The 21,599-nt window shown below is 46.8% G+C and carries 16 protein-coding genes and 1 pseudogene; 8 read left to right on the forward strand and 9 right to left on the reverse strand.

Going from position 1 to position 21,599, the window contains the following annotated elements:
* Positions 1-145: 145 nt before the first annotated feature.
* Entirely contained in the window at positions 146-646 is a 501-nt protein-coding gene (locus BHC43_RS00885) for a Spy/CpxP family protein refolding chaperone (RefSeq protein ID WP_100156214.1), read from the forward strand.
* 71 nt (positions 647-717) lie between these two features.
* Here BHC43_RS00885 and BHC43_RS00890 read toward each other — a convergent pair whose 3' ends face one another.
* From BHC43_RS00890 to recC, 5 genes are all read right to left on the reverse strand, one after another.
* Positions 718-2,811, reverse strand: a complete 2,094-nt coding sequence (locus BHC43_RS00890; RefSeq protein ID WP_100156215.1) for a TonB-dependent receptor domain-containing protein — start codon at positions 2,809-2,811, stop codon at positions 718-720.
* 119 nt (positions 2,812-2,930) lie between these two features.
* Positions 2,931-4,244, reverse strand: a complete 1,314-nt coding sequence (locus tag BHC43_RS00895; protein ID WP_100156216.1) for a DUF445 domain-containing protein — start codon at positions 4,242-4,244, stop codon at positions 2,931-2,933.
* Between the two features lie 245 nt (positions 4,245-4,489).
* Complete coding sequence (locus BHC43_RS00900; protein WP_100156217.1) at positions 4,490-4,891, reverse strand: hypothetical protein; 402 nt, start codon at positions 4,889-4,891, stop codon at positions 4,490-4,492.
* Between the two features lie 50 nt (positions 4,892-4,941).
* Entirely contained in the window at positions 4,942-8,571 is a 3,630-nt protein-coding gene (gene recB, locus BHC43_RS00905; protein ID WP_100156218.1) for an exodeoxyribonuclease V subunit beta, read from the reverse strand.
* Positions 8,568-11,795, reverse strand: coding sequence for an exodeoxyribonuclease V subunit gamma (recC, locus tag BHC43_RS00910; RefSeq protein WP_100156219.1), 3,228 nt, complete (start codon positions 11,793-11,795; stop codon positions 8,568-8,570). The genes recB and recC overlap by 4 nt, the downstream gene beginning before the upstream one ends.
* Positions 11,796-12,036: 241 nt before the next feature.
* Here recC and BHC43_RS00915 point away from each other — a divergent pair, with 241 nt between their 5' ends.
* Positions 12,037-12,408, forward strand: a complete 372-nt coding sequence (locus tag BHC43_RS00915; RefSeq protein ID WP_257377951.1) for a hypothetical protein — start codon at positions 12,037-12,039, stop codon at positions 12,406-12,408.
* A 77-nt stretch (positions 12,409-12,485) separates the two neighbouring features.
* On the opposite strand, the gene dsbD is transcribed toward BHC43_RS00915, so the two are convergent.
* Together dsbD and folE2 are read right to left on the reverse strand one after the other, a co-directional pair.
* Entirely contained in the window at positions 12,486-14,345 is a 1,860-nt protein-coding gene (dsbD, locus tag BHC43_RS00920) for a protein-disulfide reductase DsbD (protein WP_100156220.1), read from the reverse strand.
* 155 nt (positions 14,346-14,500) lie between these two features.
* Entirely contained in the window at positions 14,501-15,274 is a 774-nt protein-coding gene (gene folE2, locus BHC43_RS00925; RefSeq protein WP_100156221.1) for a GTP cyclohydrolase FolE2, read from the reverse strand.
* Positions 15,275-15,533: 259 nt separating this feature from the next.
* On the opposite strand from folE2, the gene BHC43_RS00930 reads away from it, so the two are divergent.
* The 3 genes from BHC43_RS00930 to BHC43_RS00940 are packed head-to-tail and all read left to right on the forward strand — an operon-like array spanning position 15,534 to position 18,317.
* Positions 15,534-16,691: a trans-sulfuration enzyme family protein gene (locus tag BHC43_RS00930; protein ID WP_100156364.1), complete on the forward strand. Its 1,158-nt coding sequence runs from the start codon at positions 15,534-15,536 to the stop codon at positions 16,689-16,691.
* A gap of 20 nt (positions 16,692-16,711) precedes the next feature.
* On the forward strand, positions 16,712-17,494 hold the full coding sequence (locus BHC43_RS00935; protein WP_100139643.1) for a J domain-containing protein: 783 nt from the start codon (positions 16,712-16,714) through the stop codon (positions 17,492-17,494).
* A gap of 49 nt (positions 17,495-17,543) precedes the next feature.
* A complete protein-coding gene (locus BHC43_RS00940) occupies positions 17,544-18,317 on the forward strand; it encodes a ferredoxin--NADP reductase (RefSeq protein WP_100156222.1) in 774 nt (257 codons plus the stop codon).
* Positions 18,318-18,771: 454 nt separating this feature from the next.
* Here the strand turns inward: BHC43_RS00940 and BHC43_RS00945 are convergent, their stop codons facing one another.
* Positions 18,772-19,416 (reverse strand): cysteine hydrolase, encoded by a 645-nt coding sequence (locus tag BHC43_RS00945; protein WP_100139645.1) that lies wholly within the window; start codon positions 19,414-19,416, stop codon positions 18,772-18,774.
* A 158-nt stretch (positions 19,417-19,574) separates the two neighbouring features.
* Here BHC43_RS00945 and BHC43_RS00950 point away from each other — a divergent pair, with 158 nt between their 5' ends.
* The 3 genes from BHC43_RS00950 (at position 19,575) to BHC43_RS00960 (ending at position 20,704) form a co-directional block, all read left to right on the forward strand.
* Complete coding sequence (locus tag BHC43_RS00950; RefSeq protein WP_100139646.1) at positions 19,575-19,871, forward strand: MerR family transcriptional regulator; 297 nt, start codon at positions 19,575-19,577, stop codon at positions 19,869-19,871.
* A gap of 11 nt (positions 19,872-19,882) precedes the next feature.
* Positions 19,883-20,140, forward strand: a complete 258-nt coding sequence (locus tag BHC43_RS00955) for a DciA family protein (RefSeq protein WP_100156223.1) — start codon at positions 19,883-19,885, stop codon at positions 20,138-20,140.
* 177 nt (positions 20,141-20,317) lie between these two features.
* The gene (locus BHC43_RS00960) at positions 20,318-20,704 is read left to right on the forward strand and encodes a cytoplasmic protein (RefSeq protein WP_100156224.1); all 387 of its coding nucleotides are present in this window, start codon (positions 20,318-20,320) and stop codon (positions 20,702-20,704) included.
* A 73-nt stretch (positions 20,705-20,777) separates the two neighbouring features.
* On the opposite strand, the pseudogene BHC43_RS00965 reads toward BHC43_RS00960, so the two are convergent.
* A pseudogene (locus BHC43_RS00965) lies at positions 20,778-21,552 on the reverse strand (ferredoxin--NADP reductase).
* Positions 21,553-21,599 lie beyond the last annotated feature (47 nt).

Raw genomic sequence — 21,599 nt, forward strand, 5'->3', positions numbered from 1 at the left:
TTTTTCTGATAGCGCTATAATGGTATTGTTTACTTATTAATTGCATTTATATTCCTGTTTTTACGCTGGTTTATGAAATACTGTTGATGATATAAGAATGTGATGCTGTGGTGCATTGTTAACTGAAATAATAAGGAGTTGTGTTATGAAAAGTTTTACCCGTGTAGTAACGCTGGCTGCTTTGTCTTCTTTGAGTATGGCCGCTTTTGCAGCACCCGCAACGGAGGTGCCCACTGCGGTGATGACTGAAACTGTAGTGGTTCAAGAACATGCACCGGTAAAAGGGTGGGTGAATACGCATTCAATTTTGCCGCAGTTGAATTTGAGTACGCAACAGAAGGCGCTGGTGCAGAAAATTGATCATCAATATGCTAGTCAGCGTCCGTTGATGAGTAATGAAAATCGGCAGACATTGTCTAATCTTCAGCAGCTGCGTAGAAATCTGGTTACTGGCAAACGTTTTGATGATGCTAAGGCTAAGAATATGATTGCGCAGGAACAGCAGATATGGGCGCAGCAGCAACAGGCTCGTGCTGATTATGATTTTTTACAGCTGAAACGAGAACACGATATTTATCAGATTCTGACGCCTAAACAGCAGCAGCAATATTGGCATTTACGCCAGCAGCAGAAGTTGTTGCACTGATGCGCTGGTGTGTATTCTGTTGATTGAAAACCCCGGATATCCGGGGTTTTTGTATGTGGGTTGGCAATGTATCAGAAGCGTATCTGAGCCCGTGCCCAAAGAGTACGGCCGGGTTCGTTGACGCGACGTTCTTGTACGGAATAGGTGTCGAAGTCGTAGGCAGATTTGTTGACAGCTTCGGCATAGGTTTTGTTGAAGAGGTTGTCGATGCCGATTTGTACGAGTGCGTGTTTGTTGGGTTTCCAGCCTGCATTGAGGGCAAGCGTGCCGAAACCATTGCTGCGGCCTAAATCCATGCCGACGATGTTGCCCTGATTTTTGGCATAGCGATGCTGGCTGGCAGCTAAACGCCAAAGGGCACCGGCGCTGAAGTGTTCGTTTTCCCAGTTGAGATAGGTGCGCCATTCTAGTGGTGGGGTTTGTGCTAGCGGCCGTTTGTCGCTGCGGTTGCTGGCGTAGGTATAAGCCAGACTGCCACCAAGATTCCAGTGTGGGGCAAACTGCCAGTTGGTTTTGGCTTCGAAGCCATAGCGACGGGCATTAATCTGGCGGGCAAAATTTTTGTTGTTTATGCTTTCAATCAATATGAAATCATTGATTCTGCTAGCGAAGATGTCGATGGAGCTGGTGATGCTGCTGCCTTGATAGCTGAGACCAGCGTCGATTTCGTGATTGGTTTCTTTGTGCAGTTTTTCTCCATTTGTTTTGCTGCGTTCCCAATAATCGGGGGCACGCTCGGCCTGACCATAGCCAATATAGCTGGTGAATCTGTCACCACGGTGTTGCAAACGCATGAAGCCTGCGTTTAGGCCTTCATGCTGATGTAGATAATTTGGGGCAATGGTATTTTTCTTAGGGTTGAACTGGGTATTGGTCCAGTCGTGACGCAGACCGCCGTAGAGACTATTGTTTTCGTCGAAATTCCATTCGCTTTGCATGTAGACGCCATGGCGTTTATAAGTCTGATTCCATTCAAACGGCCATCTGGTGAAGTTTTCTGCCTGATGTTTGTCGGTGCTCATTACCATCGGGCGTGCGCTGACTTCGTCACTCTGCCAGTCTGTGCCAATTTCGCTGTGGGTGTTGCCAAGCTCTATCTGTGCCGACAGTTTGGCTGATTTAATTTCACGTCCTGGATTCATGACTGAATACATGCGCCGTACCGGCATGGCTGCTTGATGCGTACTGTCCATTCCGTTTATGCCTGTACCCATTTTCATGCCCATACCTATGCCGCCATTCATTTTCATTGGTGGAGTAGTACGCAGGCTGAAGTTGTCCATGACATGATCAATTTTGCTGCGGCCGTATTCAAACTGTATCTGGCTTAGCCAGTCGGTTATGTTTTGCTGACGCAGTTTCATTGACCAGCCACGGCGGTTAAATTGGGTACCATCCATTGACCGGTCGGCATAGCGGGCATGGCCGGTGCTGTGTTCATACTGTACGGCCAGCAAGGTATCAGTAAAGGGTGTGAGGGCAGCCTGCACCATCTGGTTGTTGCGCTTGAAAGCGGAATGAACGGTGTCACCATCACCATCTTTGTAGTCTTTTGATTCGTTGTGGCTGGCGTTGAGTCGCAGCCAGCCGTACTGATTGCCCAGTGTGCTGTCTAAGTAGGCATCGCTACGTCCGAATGAGCCTTTGGTAAGGGCGCTATCGAGTTTGGCCGTGGGCTGTGTGAGTGGTTTTTCGTCACGCATGAATCGGACTGAACCAGTAATCATGCCCGGACCTTGATTAACGGCCTGAGGGCCTTTAGTAATGATTACGCGGTCGTAGCTGGCCGGAAAGAGGTAGGATGTGGGCGGGTCCATGCGTCCGGGGCAACCACCGAGTACAAACTGGTCGTCGGCGGTAATGAGCAGGCGCGAACCGCCAAGACCGCGCAGCAAAGGGTCGCCGGAGCTACCGCCTTTGCGGGTAACACTCATGCCGGCTACGGATTTGAGTAAGTCGGCACCATCCTGTGCCGGTAGGGGTTGAAGGGCAGTTTTGGGGTCTATAATTTCGATACCGGGTGCATTTTGCTTTGAAGCAACAACCACAATGGGACTTAGTTCGGCGGTATGAGAATCAGAATTAACTGGCTGGGGCTGAGCCTGTGCTTTGACGAGAATGCAGGACAGTGCAAGAAAAACAAGAAAGCGAGAAGGAATATACATGGGGTGAGTCTGTCCAGATGCAGGTATGGATGTGGCTTATTATATCTTAATCAATACAAACAAATCTTTAAACAATAAAATCATTTGTTTAGGCGGACAGGTTAATGTGCTTTAATTTTTTAGTGACTTAACCATTGTGATAGTACGTAGATGATGAGACCGATACATCCGCCCACCAATGTGCCGTTGATGCGGATGAATTGTAAATCGCGGCCAACACTTAGCTCGAGTTTATCTACCATCTGCCGGCTGTCCCAACTTTTTACTTTGTCGGCGATAAACTGGCTGACACGATTTTTGTACTGCTTGATGAAATGGCGTGCACATAGTGTGATGCGGGTGTCGAGCCGGCGCATAAATTGCGGATACTGGCTGGCTTGCTGTTGCATATGGGTACACAGGCGAATGAGCTGCTGCTGCCACCATGAATTATGTTGAGTGATGTCCTGCTCACTCCAACCAACGAAGCTATCCCATAAATCCATGATGCTTTGCTGTAAGGCGGCCGATTGTAGTAATTGCTGCCGGCTAGTGGCCAGTTGGCGATGCCAGCGGCGGTTGCGGCGTAACTGCCGCTCGATGATGAGCAGTTGTTTGCGACTGGCACGCCAGAATGCATGTTGTGGATTGTCTAGTACAGCGTCTATATAGGAATCAGCCCAGTTGAGGGCTTTGCCGGCTACCCAATCATCTATCTGTGCAGTGAGGGTGGTTTTGAGCGAGGCTTTGAGTTTGTCCCATGTAGAGGGGTCGCTTTTTTCAATTCTGCCTACCCATGACAGCAGGCTTTTTTCCAACTGAGCTCGTGTTTGTTCGTTTTGTAGCCAGCGGCACACTTGTTGTAATAGTGCACGCAGGAGAATGGTGTCGATTCCTTGTTTGTTTATCAATAGCAGGAGGTTGGCTAATGTTTTGCCTACGCGGGCACCGCTGTACTGTGTGTTTAGCAGTTGGCTAATGAATCGGGAGACGTCGCTAGCGGTGGCGGTGCGTAATAGGAGCGGAATCTGACGAGTAAGGATAGGCAACCATTGCTGCTGGTTGTCTGTATTGACCAGCCATTGTAATGCGCTGGTGGCCGGATGCAGACGATAAATGCGGCCGGCGATGGCTTTGTCTTGCAAAAAATTGTTTTCGATAAAGCGTGCGAGCTCATCAGCGATTTTATTTTGCTTTTGCGGCAGAATGGCGGTGTGAGGAATGGGCAAACCGAGTGGATGGCGGAATAGGGCTGTAACCGCAAACCAGTCAGCCAGTGCACCTACCATGGCTGCTTCGGCAAATGCTTTCAGGTAAGCGAGTGCCGGATAGTGCTGCTGCCACAGACAACTGAACACAAATAAGATGCAGGCAGCACACAGTAGGCTGGTAGCCAGAAGGCGCATGCGGCCTAATCGACGGCGTTGCTGCAAATTGTGTGCGGTATGGGACATGGGTTTGGGCTGATGTGTTCTGTGGTAGATGTAGTGATTTTAGTGGTTGCTGTCCGGTTATCCAGTCTGATTTCCGGAATTTTACCCGATTAAGTAAAAATATGGATTTTGGGAGCAGATGTGTGTGACAGGCTGTTGTTTTTTGCCGGCAGGATTTGGATTGTGGAAAAGCCGCCTATCTTCTGTAAATGAGTTTGCGGCAAAACTGTGGTTTTGCCGCACGGTAGAATGATGCGAATGGAAATTTAGGCGCTAGGCTGCGGGCGTTGCCGTTTATGCTGCCACCATTTGAAAGCATAGCCGGCAATAACCGGAATCAGGGCGTAGATAATGAGTGCTGTCCAGCTGCCGTACCAATGTACCAATTTGGTTGTGCTGCCATCACTATTGAGCATGATTTCGCTTGAGCCGTAGTGAATGGCACGCCACCAGCACATGACCAATAAACCCAAGAATAATGGCCATATGTTGCGCGTGCGTGCCCGTTGCCATAGAAGAAAAAACACCAGTGCCCACACCAGTGTCAAGGTGGTGACGAGCAAACCCGTATCTGTTGGCAATTGCAGATAGCGGCAGATGATGAAGGTGATCACTACCCAGATGCCGGCGAGAATGGCCATGATGAATTCTTCGGGTTTATTTAGCATGCTGTTGCTTCCTTAGCGAATTTACGGCAGTTACGTTCAATATACCGCAGCTATTTTGCTTTGTCATGTGCTGGCAGCCATGGCTTCAGGGTACTAGTATCGATATCCCACTGCCAGATGCCATGCTGATTAAGAGGATTGAGACCGCGCAGAAACAGATACCGTACGCTGATAGTGGGCGGTAGCTGTCCGTGGCTGTGCAAAAATCGGGCGCAGGCGATGCAGTAAATGAGTGCCTGTAAATAGTAATGATGTCTGGCGATAGCGGTGTCCATGTTTGCCTGGGTATAGTCGTCAAGGCGGTTGCCCAGATGGTTAGATTTGTAATCGATTACATATACTTGCCCGTGTATGTCTTCGCCCATTAGGTCAATGGCGCCGTTGATATAGCCGCTGACGGTGGCAAAGTCTAGCTCTTGAGCTGCCTGAACACAGCATTCAGGCAGGCCGGGTGCTTGGGCAAACCACTGTTGTAAATCTGCGATATTAAAGTCGTCGACATGTAGCATGAAATTCATTTCGGCGACGCGCTGTGTGATGGGCAGGTTTGCTATGGTGGTCTGTGCGGACAAGGGGCAGTGGCGTACGGCATCGCTGAGTTCCTGCATGGTAGCAGCATGGGTGCTATCGAAACCGTAGCGGGCGAGACAGGCAAGTATTTGTTCTTGTTCGTCACTGTTGGCTGGCTGGCTAAATTCAGTCTGTTCTAGTATGGCATGCAGGCACAAGCCGGCATTGATGCCACGTTCAAATGCCAATAGGGCGGTTTCGGCTTCAGCGACGGTGGTTGCAGGCTGTGACAATATTTCCGCCTGATCGAGTGCTGGTGCCAGTTTTTCTTCTTCGAGGCTGTGTTCGTAGTGACGGTATTCGTGGCGGCTTAAGCTGGTGAAGCTGGTATAGCGTACAGTCTGAAATTCTCGTGTTGGCAGGTTTAGGGCGCGATAGGGTTGCTCTGGCGCTACTGCTTCATCCGCAACGGTAGGCGCAACACTGCCTTCGCACCAGTGAAACATGGATGCGCTGCAGCCGGCTAATCGTTTTTGCCATGCTGCATGCAGGGTGCTGGAGAGATTTTTTTTGTGGGTTTGCTGCCAAAACTGTAGTGATTGTTCAAGTGTGCCGTCGGGCTGCTCATCCAGTAACCATGCCATGGGGTTGCTGGCGGTGTTGTTGCAGGCGGCTGTATAGAGAATGAGTTGTTCACGAGCACGGGTGAAAGCTACGTAATACAGGCGCAAGCGTTCGGCCATACTTTCGCGTACCAATTCTGTGCGGTCAGTGTCGCTAAGAAGGCTGCTGGCAATCAGTTCTGTCTTATCCTGCTGATGCAAGCGCTGCCAATTTTCCTGATTGCTGATGGCCTCTTTGCCGTCCCAAACAAAAGGACAGAATACAACAGGATATTCTAGCCCTTTGGAGGCATGCATGGTGACAATTTTAACCAATGCTTCGTCGCTTTCCAGCCGCAGCAGGCTGTTTTCAGCGGCCGGCCGTTCGTTGTCGATGGCACTGGCAAGCCAGTCGAGTAAGGCGGTGGCGGTGGGCAGGGTTTGTTCGGCGTCGGCAAGTAATTCAGTGAGTTGCCACAGATTGGTCAGGCTGCGTTCATTGCGCTGGCTAAGCAGGTTCGTTTCCATGCTGGTGTGGCCGGCAAACCACTGCATGGCGCTATAAATGCCATACTGCTGCCATAGCTCGCGGGTTTGCTGTGCCAGCTGTATCCATTCGCTGAGGTCGTTTTCATTTTCGTTCAGTTGTGCCAGTTGTGCTGCTGTTTGGTTATACAGTATGCCGCCAAGAATAAAGCGCAAAATTTCGGTACGTTGCGGTTGCAGCCAAAAACGGAGCAACGCCAGTACAGCCTGTGCTTCGGTACTGGCAAATACGGACTGATTACCGAGTGACACACTCATGATACCGCAGCGTTTAAGGGCACTGGCAATCATGCTGCCCTCGTTGTGGGAATGTACCAGTACAGCGATGTCGCCTGCCTGTAATGGCCGTGTGTTGAGTAACAGTTCATCACGTCTGCCTTGATTAATCAGGGCGGCTATTTCGTGGGCACAGCATTCTGCGGCACGTACACGCAAGCTGTCTTTATTGGGGATAAGCTCTTCGCCTTTGCTATTAAGCTCAATTTGTTCGGGTAGCCAGCGTACGACCACGGCAGGTACGACTGTTTTGCTCAGTCTGCTATGCAGGCGGCTTTCGGGTGCCTGTGCTTGTACCGGTGGGTAATCGATACCTTCCAGCACAAATGGTAGCTGTTTGCCATTGAAAAGATGCCCGATTGCCTGTACGAGTGCCTGATGGCTGCGGTAATTGGTGGTGAGGGTATAGCGCTGTTGCGGCGGGGTATCAGCGGCAGCACGTAGATAGGCATGAATGTCGGCACCGCGAAAACGATAAATAGCTTGTTTGGGGTCGCCAACCATAATCAGTGGCCGATTTTGCTCGGCGAAAGCGGTTTTGAATATTTTGTATTGCAGCGGGTCGGTGTCTTGGCATTCGTCTACAAGTGCTATTTGCCATGTTTGTGCTAATGCGGCAGCCAGTGCAGAGGCCATGGGATTTTCTGTAGATAGTGCCATACCAACGTCGGCAAGAAGGTCGTCGTAGCTGCGCTGATGGCTGTGGCGCCGATGTTCGCTCAGACACTTTCTTACGTAATTGAAGCAATCCAGCTGTAATTGCAGTACAACGCTGGTGTCTGCTGCTTGCAAGGCACTGAAAGCAGCAGCCAACTCGGCTAATACCGCTACTTCCGCTACCAGTACATCGTTTAGAGTTTGTCCTTTTTTGGTTTTTTCGTGCAGTTGGTCAGCAGCCAGTTTGGCACATCTTTCTAGTGTCGCAGTGGAAAAGGTCGGTATGCTGGCTACACTTTCCAGAGCTGATTGTAGGTCGCAGAAAAGTTGTTGGTAGCTGCTGGTGCGATAAACATTGCCGTTGAGTTGTGGCTGTAATTGCCAGAATGCATCCTGAATATGAGCAAAGCGCGTACAGACAGTGTGCCAGGTCTGCTGCCAACATGCATGGATATCATCTTTGTTTACAGCCGGCGGCTGACGCAACTGGATATCGGCTATGCCACAAAAACGACCCATTTCACGCATTAGGCGTGCCGGTGTTAGTTTGTAGGTTACCGCAAGCTCAGCTAGGCTGTTGTTGTTGCTGACTTGCTGGCGCCAGAAATCTTCGGCAAACCGGCACAATAGTTCAGGGTCGGTTTCGATGGTTTCCGTATCAAATGGTGTCTGGCACAAAAAGGCGTAGTCAGTGAGTACGCGCTGACAGAAGCCGTGAATGGTGTACACGGCGGCGCGGTCGAATTGGGTAATCGCAGCCTGTAGGCGCAGTATCAGACTGGTTTCGTCTTCCTGAGCGCGCGCATAGTCAATGAGTTGTTGCAGTACCGGATCGTTTTGTTCGGCGGGCAGAGTGTTTTGCAGTAAGGCCAGAGCTTGGTTGAGGCGTGTCCGCAGGCGGGTTTTTAGTTCGGCTGTGGCGGCTTTGGTGAAGGTCACCACCAGTATGGCATCTATCGGCATGTGTTCCAGCAATACCAGCCGTGCAAACAGTGCGGCGATGTTGAAAGTTTTGCCGGTACCGGCAGAAGCTTCTATCAAGCTGCTGCCGTTTAAAGGCATGGTAATGGGGTTTAAGGCTTGGCTCATTGTTCTTTTTCGGCTGTTTCCAGCGCGGCCATCATTGGCAGCAGTAGTTTTTCAATCAGCTGCCAAAACAGCGGGCTGTCAATCGGCAGGGTTTCGTCACGGCCGAATACTTGGGCTACTTCGGGATATTCGGCCTGCGGTTTGCCGTTGTGGCTGTCCATATACATTTTAAAAGCTGCGCTGCGTTCTTCCGAGCCATATTCTGGTAGGGTGTTGGCTTTTTGTCGGCGCTTATACCAGTAGCGGGCGGCACTGAGACTGGTTTTCGGAAAAAATGGCAGTGGCCGGTGTTGCCCAAGCTGGTAATAATCCAGCCATAAGGCCAGCTGCGCCTGTGCATCCGGCCGGCTTAGTGCGGCTAGCTTGCGTGGCTGGGGCGGGTATAGCTCGTAGGTATCCTGTTTAAACTCAGTGGCGCTGGCGCTAAAAAGTAAATGGCGCAGGTACAATTCAATGTTATCTGGTGCGGTGGGCGCCTGAGTGCGCTCGAGTAATTGTCCGCACTGGTGTATATGGCTGATGTTGCCACTGAGTTGTAGCTGTTGATGATTGAAAACGAAAACGATATCGGCTACAGCGGGGCTAAACAGTATTTCACCATCCAGAGCGAGTGTTTGGGTGCGTAAAGTCTGGCTGACAACTAAACCAAGCGCGCCTTCTGGCACCAATCCGCTGACCGCTAATGCTGCATCCACGTCGTTAAAATCCAGATGCTGCTGGCGCGCGCGCGTGTAAGCACTATAGATTAGGGCACTGTTTTCAATGGCAAATGGTTCTGCGGCGCTGACTGGTGCTTCTTGATACGGTACTTGCCATTGCAATTGTTGTTGTAGCCAATGGCGTACCGGATTGCGCCAGAAACGGATAAACGTTTCAGTATCAATTTCTTGTGGTTGTAATTCGGCTTCTTCTGTGGCTGCATAAAATGGCAGTGGCTTGACCATTTTTTGATTCAAAGCTTCGGCATAATCAGAGCGGCTGCTATTCAGGTCTCCATTAAAATATCGATAGGAAAACGGTTGTAATGGATGGCGAATGATATGTTGCTGATTGAACTGCAACGGGTTGCAGCCGGTCATTGCCGACAGTACATCTATTAGCTCATGCAGTAGGGCAGAGGGTGCCAGCTCTTCGTTTTTGCGTATATCTTTACCAATGTATGACAGATAGAGTTTCTCTTGTGCGCTCAAAATGGATTCAAGAAACAGATAGCGGTCGTCATTTCGGCGGGCACGGTCACCACGGCGTGGATGGCGGGCAATCAAATCGAAAGCAGCGGATTTAGTGGTACGCGGGTAGTCTCCGTCGTTTAGGCCAAGTAGGCAAATACAACGAAAGGGTAGACTGCGCATCGGCACCATACTGCAAAAGGTGATGCCACCCCGTAAAAAGCCGGCCTGACGAGTACCGGATAGATAGTTCTGTAAATGCTCTATGGCGATTTCTGGCTCAATTAGACACTCAAATTGTGCCAGCTCTGCTTGTGCCTGCCATTCGCCAAGGCTGGTTTCCAGTTGCTGCATGGCTTGACCAGCCAGAGAATCCGCATCGGCTACATCGCGCAGGAGCAGGCGTGTGCGGGCAATCCAATCGCTGATGTTGGCAGCGCTTTGCCAGCAACTGTGGTGCTTAATCAGACAATCAATTAACTGTTGTCCCCGAGCTAAAATCTCTGTCTGGCCAACATCGCCAAACCATGGCAATTGTTGCTGCCACAGGGCAGTGCGTTTATCGTCTGGCAGCAGCCAGCCTAGTACAGTTCGTTCACGAGCTTGCTGCCAAGTAAAAAGTTTGCTTTCACCGCCATATTTATGGCGCATATCTGTGTCTATGCCCCAGCGAACACCTTGTTCTCGCCAGACACGGCTAATTAGTTCCACGTCGCTGTCACTTAAATCGAAACGTGCGCGCAGCGGTGATTCGTCTAATAAGGGCTGTATGCTTTCGATGTCGAAGCGGCTTTGCATGAGTTGCAAGAGTTTTTCCAGCAATTGCAGTAATGGCTCCTGCAAGCTGATTTTTACGTCAGCAATGTTGTAGGGCAGTGCAGGGGTGTTGCCCTGAGTCTGACCAAATACCGCATGTATGAACGGTAAATAAGGCTCGATATGCGGAGTGAGTACGGCAATGTCTTGTGGCTGCCACTCTGGATGTGTGGCTAAATCCTGCATCAGCTGCTCTTTCAGAATTTGCAGCTCACGTAAGCAAGAGTGTGCAGACACAATCTGTATAGAATTATCATAAGCTTGCTGTACATAAGGTGGGTCGGTCTGTTTGGGATGGTGCAGACACTGAATATCGTTTTGTAGCCGGTGTAGCAGGCTGTCGGCAGTGTCGCCGCATTCTGCATAAACTGGTGGCATGTACACTACTTCGCCTAAATCATTGAGTGCATCAAAAAAATCACGCCCCTGTTTTCCCAGACTGGCGAGTAGGGGATGGCCGACCATACTTGAATCCGCTTGCTGATGCTCGAGCAGTAAATCAGCAGAAAGGACATTGCCCCAGTATTCGGCACATGGATTCACTGCAAACACATGTACATCAGTGTGCTGTGCCATTATCTGCAAAGCGTGTAGATAGACTGGTGCCAGAGTGGCAATGCCAAAAACAAAAATACGTTTCGGTAGGTGTTCTTCTCGCAGCTGTGACAAAAAATCTTGCATTAGGCCGGCACGATGGGGGAAACTGGTTTCTTTACTTAGCCAATACCATAATTCTGCCTGCCAGTCCTCATCTTCTCCAAGACCAACTAATTCTTTTTTTTGCCAATTATTTATCCAATCATTGCGATAAATTAAATATTGGTCAAACATATCTGCAAGTTTGCCGGCAAGATGGTAGGGTGCCTGTATACTGCTTTCAAGGTATGATTGCAATGCTTTGGCAGTCAGGCATAATTGTGCTCCCTGTAATTCATTGCTACGAAACAGGCTGAATAGGCGCCAGCGCAGCACATCTGTTTGAAAAGGATTGAGTCTGGGCGTGTCAGGTAGTACTTTATGAGTTAACTGCCAGATGTAAGCAGCTGGTAGGCTGAAATGCAGATTGGCTGCGATGCCGTGTTCCTGAGCCAGATAGTGGTTGAGGTAGCGTCGCATGCCCTGACTTTGAACTACAATTTCAGTCGGTGTCCAGGCTGAATACTCGGCGGTGTGCTGATACACGCTGGCTAAAAGTGCAGCTAAATCAGATAAGTGATTGGATTGATAAACATACAGCATAACAGCTTCCGCCCCTGTTCAATGTTGCTATTATAGCGGTAGCACGGTGGTTTGCATCTGATTCAGAACTGGAATTTGCTTCTCAGGGCTGATTGGGCTATCTGTATGAAGATAAATAAATATCGAAAAGAGCCTCTAGTTAAAAAATAGTTAATGCTGGTCAAAAGCGGGAAAAAATTGGAAAATAGATGATTAAATACCCTGCCATAAGCAAGTATGGCATCAGAAGAAGGATATCACAGTGAGATTTGAAGGCGTCATTGATGAGCTGGCGGCAACTAAAGGTGTCATGGCGTGTGCTGTCGTGGATTATGAAAGCGGAATGTTTATAGATGGAGTCAGCCCGTCTGGCATGGATCTGGACATTCTTTCTGCTGGCAATACTGAAATTGTACGTTCCGAGGTAAAAGCCATTGCACGCCTCTATGGACAGGAAAGTAATGAAGATGCAATAGATGATATTCTCATCAGCCTGCATAAGCAGTATTACCTGCTGCGGCCGATGAAGAATGTGAAAGGCGTATTCATGTTTATGGTGCTCGACCGTAAAACGGCCAATTTGGCTCTGGCTCGGCGGGCGCTGAAAGTAGCCGACCGCAAATATCACGATTGAACACTTTTCTTTGATACAGCCGATACAGTTTGTTATCTGCGCGGCAGTCTCCCTGCATTTGCAGCGAGGCTGCTAATTTATTGTGCTTTCTGTACTTGCTTGTCATACCAACTTAATAATTCCGGTGCTGGTACATAGCCAATTAAGGGTTTACTGCGATAGCCGTTACTGTGTACCACAAATAGACCCGGTGGTCCGTACAAGCCATACTGTTGCAACATGTGTCGTTGCGCTGGTGTATTGTTGGTAACATCAATTTGTAAGAAGCGATCTTCTTCAATAACTCTTCTGACCGCAGCATTACTTAATGTAAACGCTGTCATTTCTTTACAGGAAATGCACCAGTCGGCATAGAAATCTACGACTACCGGTTTGTCTGGATCCTTATCAAACAGCTCCTGCATGGCCTGTCGCAAATGAATTGGCTTAGTGAAATATCGTCCGAAATGCTGGCCGTTTGGCGGTGTTAATGTCAAAAAGCGATGGAGTGGGGTGACATGGTGCATGAGGCTGGCTGTCATAAAATAAATACCACCAGTCAGAAATAGTATGCCGGCCAGTGCTGTGAACCAGCGTCTGCGTTTGGGGGCATAATACCACTGCCAGCCCAGATAACACGCTGGTGCAACCATCAGCAAGGTATAAATGATGATTACCAAATAGTAGTTTAGAAACGGGGTGGCAATATAAGTGGCCGCGCCCAATAGCATCAACCCGAATAAATATTTTACACATGTCATCCAGTTTCCGGCACGCGGTAGAATATGTACGCCAAATACGGAAATCAGAATCAGTGGAACACCAGTACCCAGTGCCATGACATACAGTGCCATACCTCCCAGAGCAGCATCACCGCTCTGACCAATATAGCCAAGCGCAAAAGCCAATGGCGGTGCAACACAAGGACCGATAATTAGTGCCGACAATGCCCCCATAACCAGTACTGATAATAAATGACCGCCACGGAAACGGTTGCTCATGCGTTGAAAATATGCCTGCCAGCTGGCGGGTAGCTGAATACTGTATAAATCAAACATCGACAATGCCAGAATCACCAATATTGCTGCTGCAGATAGCACTACTGCCGGCTGTTGAAGCCAGCCGGTGAGAAAAGCTCCGGTACGTGCCGTTACAATACCCACCACGGTGTAAGTAAAAGCCAGCCCCTGCACATACACAAACGACAGCAGAAATGCCCGCCATTTTGTAGTTTTCTGGCGCGAACCCATGACAATTGCCGACACAATCGGCAGCAATGGGTACATACATGCCGTCAGGCTCAAACCCATGCCGGCAATGAAAAACGTCATTAAATTGGTAATTAGGGTTGTCCGAGATAACTGAAACAGACTGTCGCTGCCCGAATTGCCAGACCATTCTGGAGGTGGAGCAATAGCAGGAGGGCTGCTGAAACTATCCAGTTCCGGCTGATTAGGCGCAGAAGATGGGACAATATGATATTTGCCAGTGCGGCTGATGGTAAGGGTATTTTCCACTGGCGGATAACAGATACCAGCTTCAGCACAGCCCTGATAGGATAAGGTCAGCTGATATGGTTCGGTTTGTGTGCCTTTGTTATAGCGCCAGACCACATCAGTATGTTGGTAATAAACCTCTTGCTTGCCAAAGAATTCATCCTCTTTTTGTTTTCCCGACTGGTTAAACTGAGCGGCACCGAGCACGCCCGCCGGCTCAGTAGTAGCTAAAATTTTATTGCGGTATAAATAATAGCCATTTGCAATAACAAAATGTACCCGTATTTCATTATCGTGAACATTTAACTGTGGCACAAAAGCCTGTTCTGGCGGCAACAGTCTACCGTTATTACCGGCAGCCAGCCCAGCGTGGCTCAGAACCAATAGCAGCGCAGATAACAGCACCAAATGCTTCAGTAGGAAATCCGTGCAGACACGCAAGCGAGAAAAAGAGTGATACATAAATGTCACAGTAGCCAGTGTAATTCCAACCAGAACATCGAACTCAGTAAATGGCTACCAGCAAAACCAAGCGGGGGGTAGCCATTCACTTCCCCTTATGTTTTCTAAGTTTATCCACACAGAAACGGATAAAGATTGAATGTTGAGATATCAAATCAGGGGTATTGTATCAGTGCATAGGCCGAGTGATTGTGAATAGATTCGAAATTTTCGCTTTCCACGGTAAAAGATTGAATGCGCGTGTCGGCTTTAAGCGCCGTAGCTACATCGCGTACCATATCCTCAACAAATTTCGGATTGTCGTAAGCGTATTCAGTTACATATTTTTCATCCGGCCGTTTCAGCAGACCATATAATTGACAGGAACCCTGCTGCTCCACCATATCAATGATTTCTTCAATCATCACGGCTTCGCAGGATTGTAGTGTAACTGTCACATGTGAGCGCTGATTATGTGCACCGTAAGCCGAAATTTCCTTACTACACGGACATAAGCTAGTTACCGGAATCATTACCTGCAACGTGTGCTGATAAATACCGTCCTTGATCTCCCCACAGAGCTTCACTTCGTAATCCAGCAGGCTGGAAATAGCCGTCACTGGTGCCTGCTTGTGCCGAAAAAAAGGAAAACGCATACTGATTTTACCAGCCGTTGCCTGTAGCTTCTGCAACATGCTCGCGGTAAGCTCTTTGAGCGCCGCAAAATCGATGCTGACTTGCTGCGAATGCATTAACTCGACAAAACGAGACATATGCGTGCCCTTCTGCTCGGCTGGCAGCGCTACTGTCATGGTTAAATCAGCTATTGTGTGTTGTTCACCGGCCGCACTCATAATACATAGCGGTAGCCGTAAGCCCTTCACACCAACCTGATTGATTGGCATATTGCGTTTATCAACACTGCTTTGCACATCGGCAATAGTGTCCATTCTGATGGTTTTCCTCTTGAAACAATGTCAAATCTGCCAGCCAGATACTATAAAAAAACATCCAAACTGGCGGCACATAAGGCGTAAAATTATACTGTATGGCTTAATTCCGAGCAAATCACTCGGGTTTAGGTATTCGGCAACGTGAAGCTGCCTCAGAAGCAGGGTGCATGCTAAACTAAGCACCCGCGGCAGCTGGTATTTTGCCAGTACCTGCTGCGGTACCGACAAAACCAAGACTTATCTCAGCGGAGAAAATATGAAATTTGCCACACAGACCATCCATTCAAGTTATCAGCCTGAAGAGCATAACCGTGCTTTAATGCCGCCTATTTACCAAAATAGCATGTTTGCCCTACATGAAATTGGCGAAAATATCCCGTTTCGTTATGCACGCATCTCCAACCCTACCCGTCAGGTACTAGAAGACACGGTAGCCGAGCTTGAAAATGGTTGCGCTGGCTTTGCCTATGCCAGTGGTATGGCCGGAATTGATGCTGTGTGGCGTACTTTTCTGCGTCCAGGTGACACTATTGTGGCTGTAGCCGATATTTATGGTGGTGCCTACGACCTACTCACAGAAGTGTATGCCCAATGGGGCGTGAATGTTATTTTTGCAGACCTCACCAATCCAGCTAATCTGGATAGCATATTGGCACAAACAAAAGTCAAAATGGTATGGCTAGAAACCCCGAGTAACCCGTTACTGCGTCTGGTAGACATTGCCGCACTTTCTGCGAAAGCCAAAGCAGCCGGAGCCATTGTCGGTATAGACAATACCTTTGGCACACCCTATGTTCAGCAACCGCTAAATCTGGGTGTAGACATCGTTTTTCATTCTGCTACCAAATATTTGTGCGGACATTCCGATGTATTAATGGGTATAGTCGTGGTTAAAGACGAGGCACATGCACGCCAGTTGCGTGCTTTGAGCATCAACACCGGCGGCGTAGCGGGTCCGATGGATTGTGCGCTGGTATTGCGCGGTATCAAAACTCTGGTTGTACGCATGGATCGGCATCTGGCCAATGCAGCTGAGCTAGCGCGCCGGCTGAAGCAGCATCCGGCGGTAGAAAAAGTGTTTTATCCCGGCCTGCCTGAACACGAGCATCACGATATCGCTTGCAAACAGATGAAGCATGGCTTCGGCGGAGTAGTCTCCATCTACCTACGCCAGAACAGCCGCGAAGCGGCCAACAGCGTAATTAAAAACTTGCGCCTAATCCGCATGGCTGCTAGCCTCGGTGGCGTGGAAAGCTTAATTAACCACAGCTCCAGCCAGTCGCACAGCGGCATGAGTAAAGAAGTAAAAGAAGCATTAGGTATTCGGGAAGGTCTGCTGCGTATTTCTGCCGGCATCGAAGATATCGAGGATATCTGGGAGGATATCAGCCATGCACTCAATACCTTGAATTAACCAGTGTAAGTGAACAATCCGTGCACAACTACTACGACGTATTAAATGTAGCTCCCGGCGCGTCTGCAGAAGTGATTCGCGCCGCCTATCGGGCTTTGTCTCAAAAATACCATCCAGACCGCAATCCGCATAATCCGCAGGCACATCAGCGCATGGCTGAAATCAACGAAGCCTACAACGTGCTCTCGGACCCAGAAAAACGCCATCATCATGATGTGTGGATTGCGCGCCAAAGCCTGCAAGCACATGTGTCACCGGCCTTACTGGCTCGAAAGCAGACCCCGTTTGCTCCGCCAGTTTTGCTACCCAATCATCAAGACCACGTGGTTGACCTGCACGACCATGGCCATGGATGGATGTGGATAGTGGGTATCGCGATTCTGATAGCTATGGGTGGCGTGTGGTGGCGTCTGGCCTATCCGCCTGCGGAAAATACGCCGGCGCAGGCCGGCGGACCAGTGCTAACAGCACCCAACGGTCAGCTTTTTCCGCTTAAGGCTGCCTATGTATCCGGTTATCCAGTTTTGCGTGAACGCGGTAATAACACCATCATCGTGCACGCCTCATCCTTGCAATCGCCGGTATTTGCCCAATTATACGAATTGCACGCTGGAAAATTCACCGCTATCCGCTCTTTTTATATTCCAGCGGGCGAAACCTTTGCCCTGCATAAAATCGGCGATGGCGACTTCAGCCTGCAATACCAGCGTATCAACGATGGTAAATGGGCAGTAAGCGACGGCATTGAAATCAAAAATACCGAAATCAGCCGCAAATATCAGGACATCGATATCAGACTCTAACACAATACAGCGCCGCCGCTTGGCTGGTGGCCGACACAGGAACAACTGCATGCAGGCTGCTGAAGCCAAATTTACCGAAGAAACCGTACTGTGGGTAAAACACCATACCCCGAAACTGCTGACTTTTGCCATTACCCGCCCCGAAGCCTATCGCTTCAGTGCCGGCCAGTTTGCGCGATTAGGTTTTCGTGATGGAGCTGGATATATCTGGCGCGCCTATTCCATCGTCTCAGCCGAATATGCTGAGACATTAGAATTTTTTGTGGTACTGATTGAAAACGGGCCGATGAGTGCAAGGCTGGCGCAGTTAAAAGCAAAAGACACCATCCTGCTTGATAAAACTGCATTTGGCTTTCTATTGCCCGGCCGCTTCACCGATGGTGAGCAACTGGTTCTGCTCAGTACCGGCAGCGGCATCTCCCCGTTTCTTTCTATGCTACAACAACCATCGGTGTGGGAGCGTTTTCAGCAAATTGGGCTGGTGCATTCTGTTTCTCACGCAAATGAATTGATTTTTAACAATTATATCAACGAATTAAATCACCATCCGCTAGTTGGAGAATATGTTGATAGACTATCTTACCAACCAGTGGTCACCCGTGAAAATGTCACAGGTGCGCTGAATGAACGTTTACCACAATTATTGTCAAATGATTCTCTAGCCAAGGGTTTACGGCTTGATTTTGCTCCAGAGAAGACTCGGTTTATGTTATGTGGTAATCCAAGCATGGTAGCAGATACATTTCAATCACTGCTGAATATGGGCTATAGCATGCATCGCAATAGAGTACCAGGACAGATTATTATGGAAAATGGTTTTTAACAAAGGGTACGATATTCAACTGCGTTCAGCATATTTTCCCATTTTGAGATATTGTGAATTCATGCCTGCGTCGCCTGAAATATTTTTTGCATGGTAATATTTAGACCAGTATACAAATGCTAAAAGGTTAAAAATAACCCAATCCTTTTTTTTAACATTATCAAGCTAAAGTCAAAAATTCATACTCTGTGATCAGGCTGAATTTTTTAAATATATTTAATTGATTGAATTTAATATAAAAATATTATAAATGCTGATTTTTATTTTAACTAAAGCGATAAATTTGTATCCTACATTTTATTATAAATTAAAAAAGCCTTTTACCAGTTGTTTATAATATTAGTTAATATTTAGAATGAATTGTGAAGAATATGATTTAGCTATCCTAATCATCAGGATAGCTAAAAAAACTGTTCTATAATCTATTGAATTTATTTATATTTAAATTAAAATTTTAGCTATAGTCATATAGCCGTTCAAATTCGCTAGTCGTTATTGATTCACCATAATGGGGAACTGTATACTTCAGCATATGATCTTGTTGAATTCTATCAAATGTTCCAGTTGCATCACTAATAATGACTGGAAGATAGCCTTTGTCTTGAGCTTCACGGAAAGTTGATTCCACACAAACATTAGTAGCATATCCTACTAAATAAAGTGTTTCTATATTATTGTTTCTTAGATATACATCCAAATTGGAACCAGCAAATCCACTTGATCCAGTTCTTCCCATTACAATAAATTCTTCGTTTATTGGTGCTAAAGTTTCATAAAATTGTGAATTAAAAGTGTCAATAGGAAAAGTACCATAGTGACTAATGGCACATCTCAAGCCTGTTTTTCCATTGGCTAATTCTGGATATCCCTTTTGAAATCTTAAACCACAGTGAATAATTGGCATCTTAATCTGTCTTGCATAGACCAAAGCTGATTCAATATTTTTGATTGAATCTTCAAATAAATCTTTATCTTTAAAGCTCTGATATAAATGGCCTGTTGGGTGAAGCCATTCATTTTGGCATTCGATTAGAACTAATGCAGATTTTTTTACATCATCTGTCTTTGATTTCAATGTGGTTAAATTTGCTTTTGTCATATTATATCTCTGAAAATTAGCGGTTAGTACAGGATAATCAGCTGATTACATTGCAATTTGGTATTTAATTTTTATACAGGTATACTATTTTACAGAATAAATTTATTTTTGCAATTTATTTACAATCATTGCAAATAAATTCCAAATAAGGTTGTAATATGGCATTTGATGATAAATTTTTAGAAACACTTATTGTGGGTATTGGTGAGGTGTCTCAGATAACAGGAATTCCGACACGGCAAATCCGTTATTGGGAGGACAAAGGTATAGTAACCAGTCTTACAAATGGTGAAGGAAAAAATAGAAGATATAATTATATCAACATAAAAAAAATGCTTTTGATTAAAGAGCTGATAGATGAAGGCTATACATTAGAGACAGCGAACTTAAAAGTTGTTAAACGTATGGAAATGATTGAATCTACAATGAACTCTTTGAAATCAATTCAATCTTGACAGTGACTGCTATGAATCTAAATCATTTTGGCCAAAAAAATAAGCAACTTCAACAGTTGTTGGCACAGTCTACACATTGGCAACGTTTGACAAACTGTCTCAAGCAAGAATTGCCTGCCACCATGAGACCACACTTTAATGTAGCTTGTGTGCGCGATGGATGTTTAGTCGTCATCGCCTATAACAGCATGGCCGCTTCTCGATTACGCATGGTATTACCAGCATTTATATATTTAAAAATTCAATTTAGAATATGTGATATTTTTTAATGTGTTATATATTTAAAAATATTGTAAAGAAAGAAATGTTAGTATAAAATTGATTGATTTTTGTTATAGGATGAAAAAAACCACTATTAAAAATTTAAATTTATTAACATATAAATATAGTACATAAAACAATTGGATTCTCAATAATAATCAGACTGAAATAAGGATAAATTTTATATGGATTGGGATATTAATAAAGCTGTACAGTATCTTGAAAATCACGCACAGCGCCGTTCGACTGGATTTTGTGCTAAATTTGTTAGAGAAGCTATAGAAGCCGGTGGTTTAATTAATTTAATCCGTCAAAATTCAGCAAAAAACTATGGTCCAAGTTTGCGTATAGCAGGATTTACAGAATATTCTTCAATGCCTCCTGGTGGCTATAAAGCAGGTGACATAGCTGTTATCCAGTCACCAAATTCTAACCATCCGCATGGACACATTCAGATGTATTCAGGTAACAGATGGATTTCAGATTTTGTTCAAAAAAATTTTTGGCCTGGCTCAATATATCAGACGCAAAAACCTTCATTTAAAATCTATCGAATGGAAAAAAACAATTAATAAAAAAAGCTAATAGTTAAAATATGTTTTTTTACTAAAAGTGCTTTACTATAAAGCAATCATTCACATTTTATTAAAAGCCATTTTCCATAATAATCTGTCCTGGTAGTCTATTGCGATGCATGCTATAGCCCATATTCAGCAGTGACTGAAATGTATCAGCTACCATGCTTGGATTGCCACATAACATAAACCGAGTCTTCTCTGGAGTAAAATCAAGCCGTAAACCCTTGGCTAGAGAACCATTTGACAATAATTGTGGTAAACGTTCATTCAGCGCACCTGTGACATTTTCACGGGTGACCACTGGTTGGTAAGATAGTCTATCAACATATTCTCCAACTAGCGGATGGTGATTTAATTCGTTGATATAATTGTTAAAAATTAATTCATTTGCGTGAGAAACAGAATGCACCAGCCCAATTTGCTGAAAACGCTCCCACACCGATGGTTGTTGTAGCATAGATAGAAACGGGGAGATGCCGCTGCCGGTACTGAGCAGAACCAGTTGCTCACCATCGGTGAAGCGGCCGGGCAATAGAAAGCCAAATGCAGTTTTATCAAGCAGGATGGTGTCTTCTGCTTTTAACTGCGCCAGCCTTGCACTCATCGGCCCGTTTTCAATCAGTACCACAAAAAAAATTCTAATGTCTCAGCATATTCGGCTGAGACAATGGAATAGGCGCGCCAGATATATCCAGCGCCATCACGAAACCCTAGTCGCGCAAACTGGCCGGCACTGAAGCGATAAGCTTCGGGACGGGTAATGCAAAAGTCAGCAGTTTCGGGGTATGGTGTTTTACCCACAGTACGGTTTCTTCGGTAAATTTGGCTTCAGCAGCCTGCATGCAATTGTTCCTGTGTCGGCCACCGGCCAAACGGCGGCACTATAACT

Source organism: Snodgrassella alvi (genome assembly GCF_002777855.1).
Lineage (GTDB): Bacteria > Pseudomonadota > Gammaproteobacteria > Burkholderiales > Neisseriaceae > Snodgrassella > Snodgrassella alvi_E.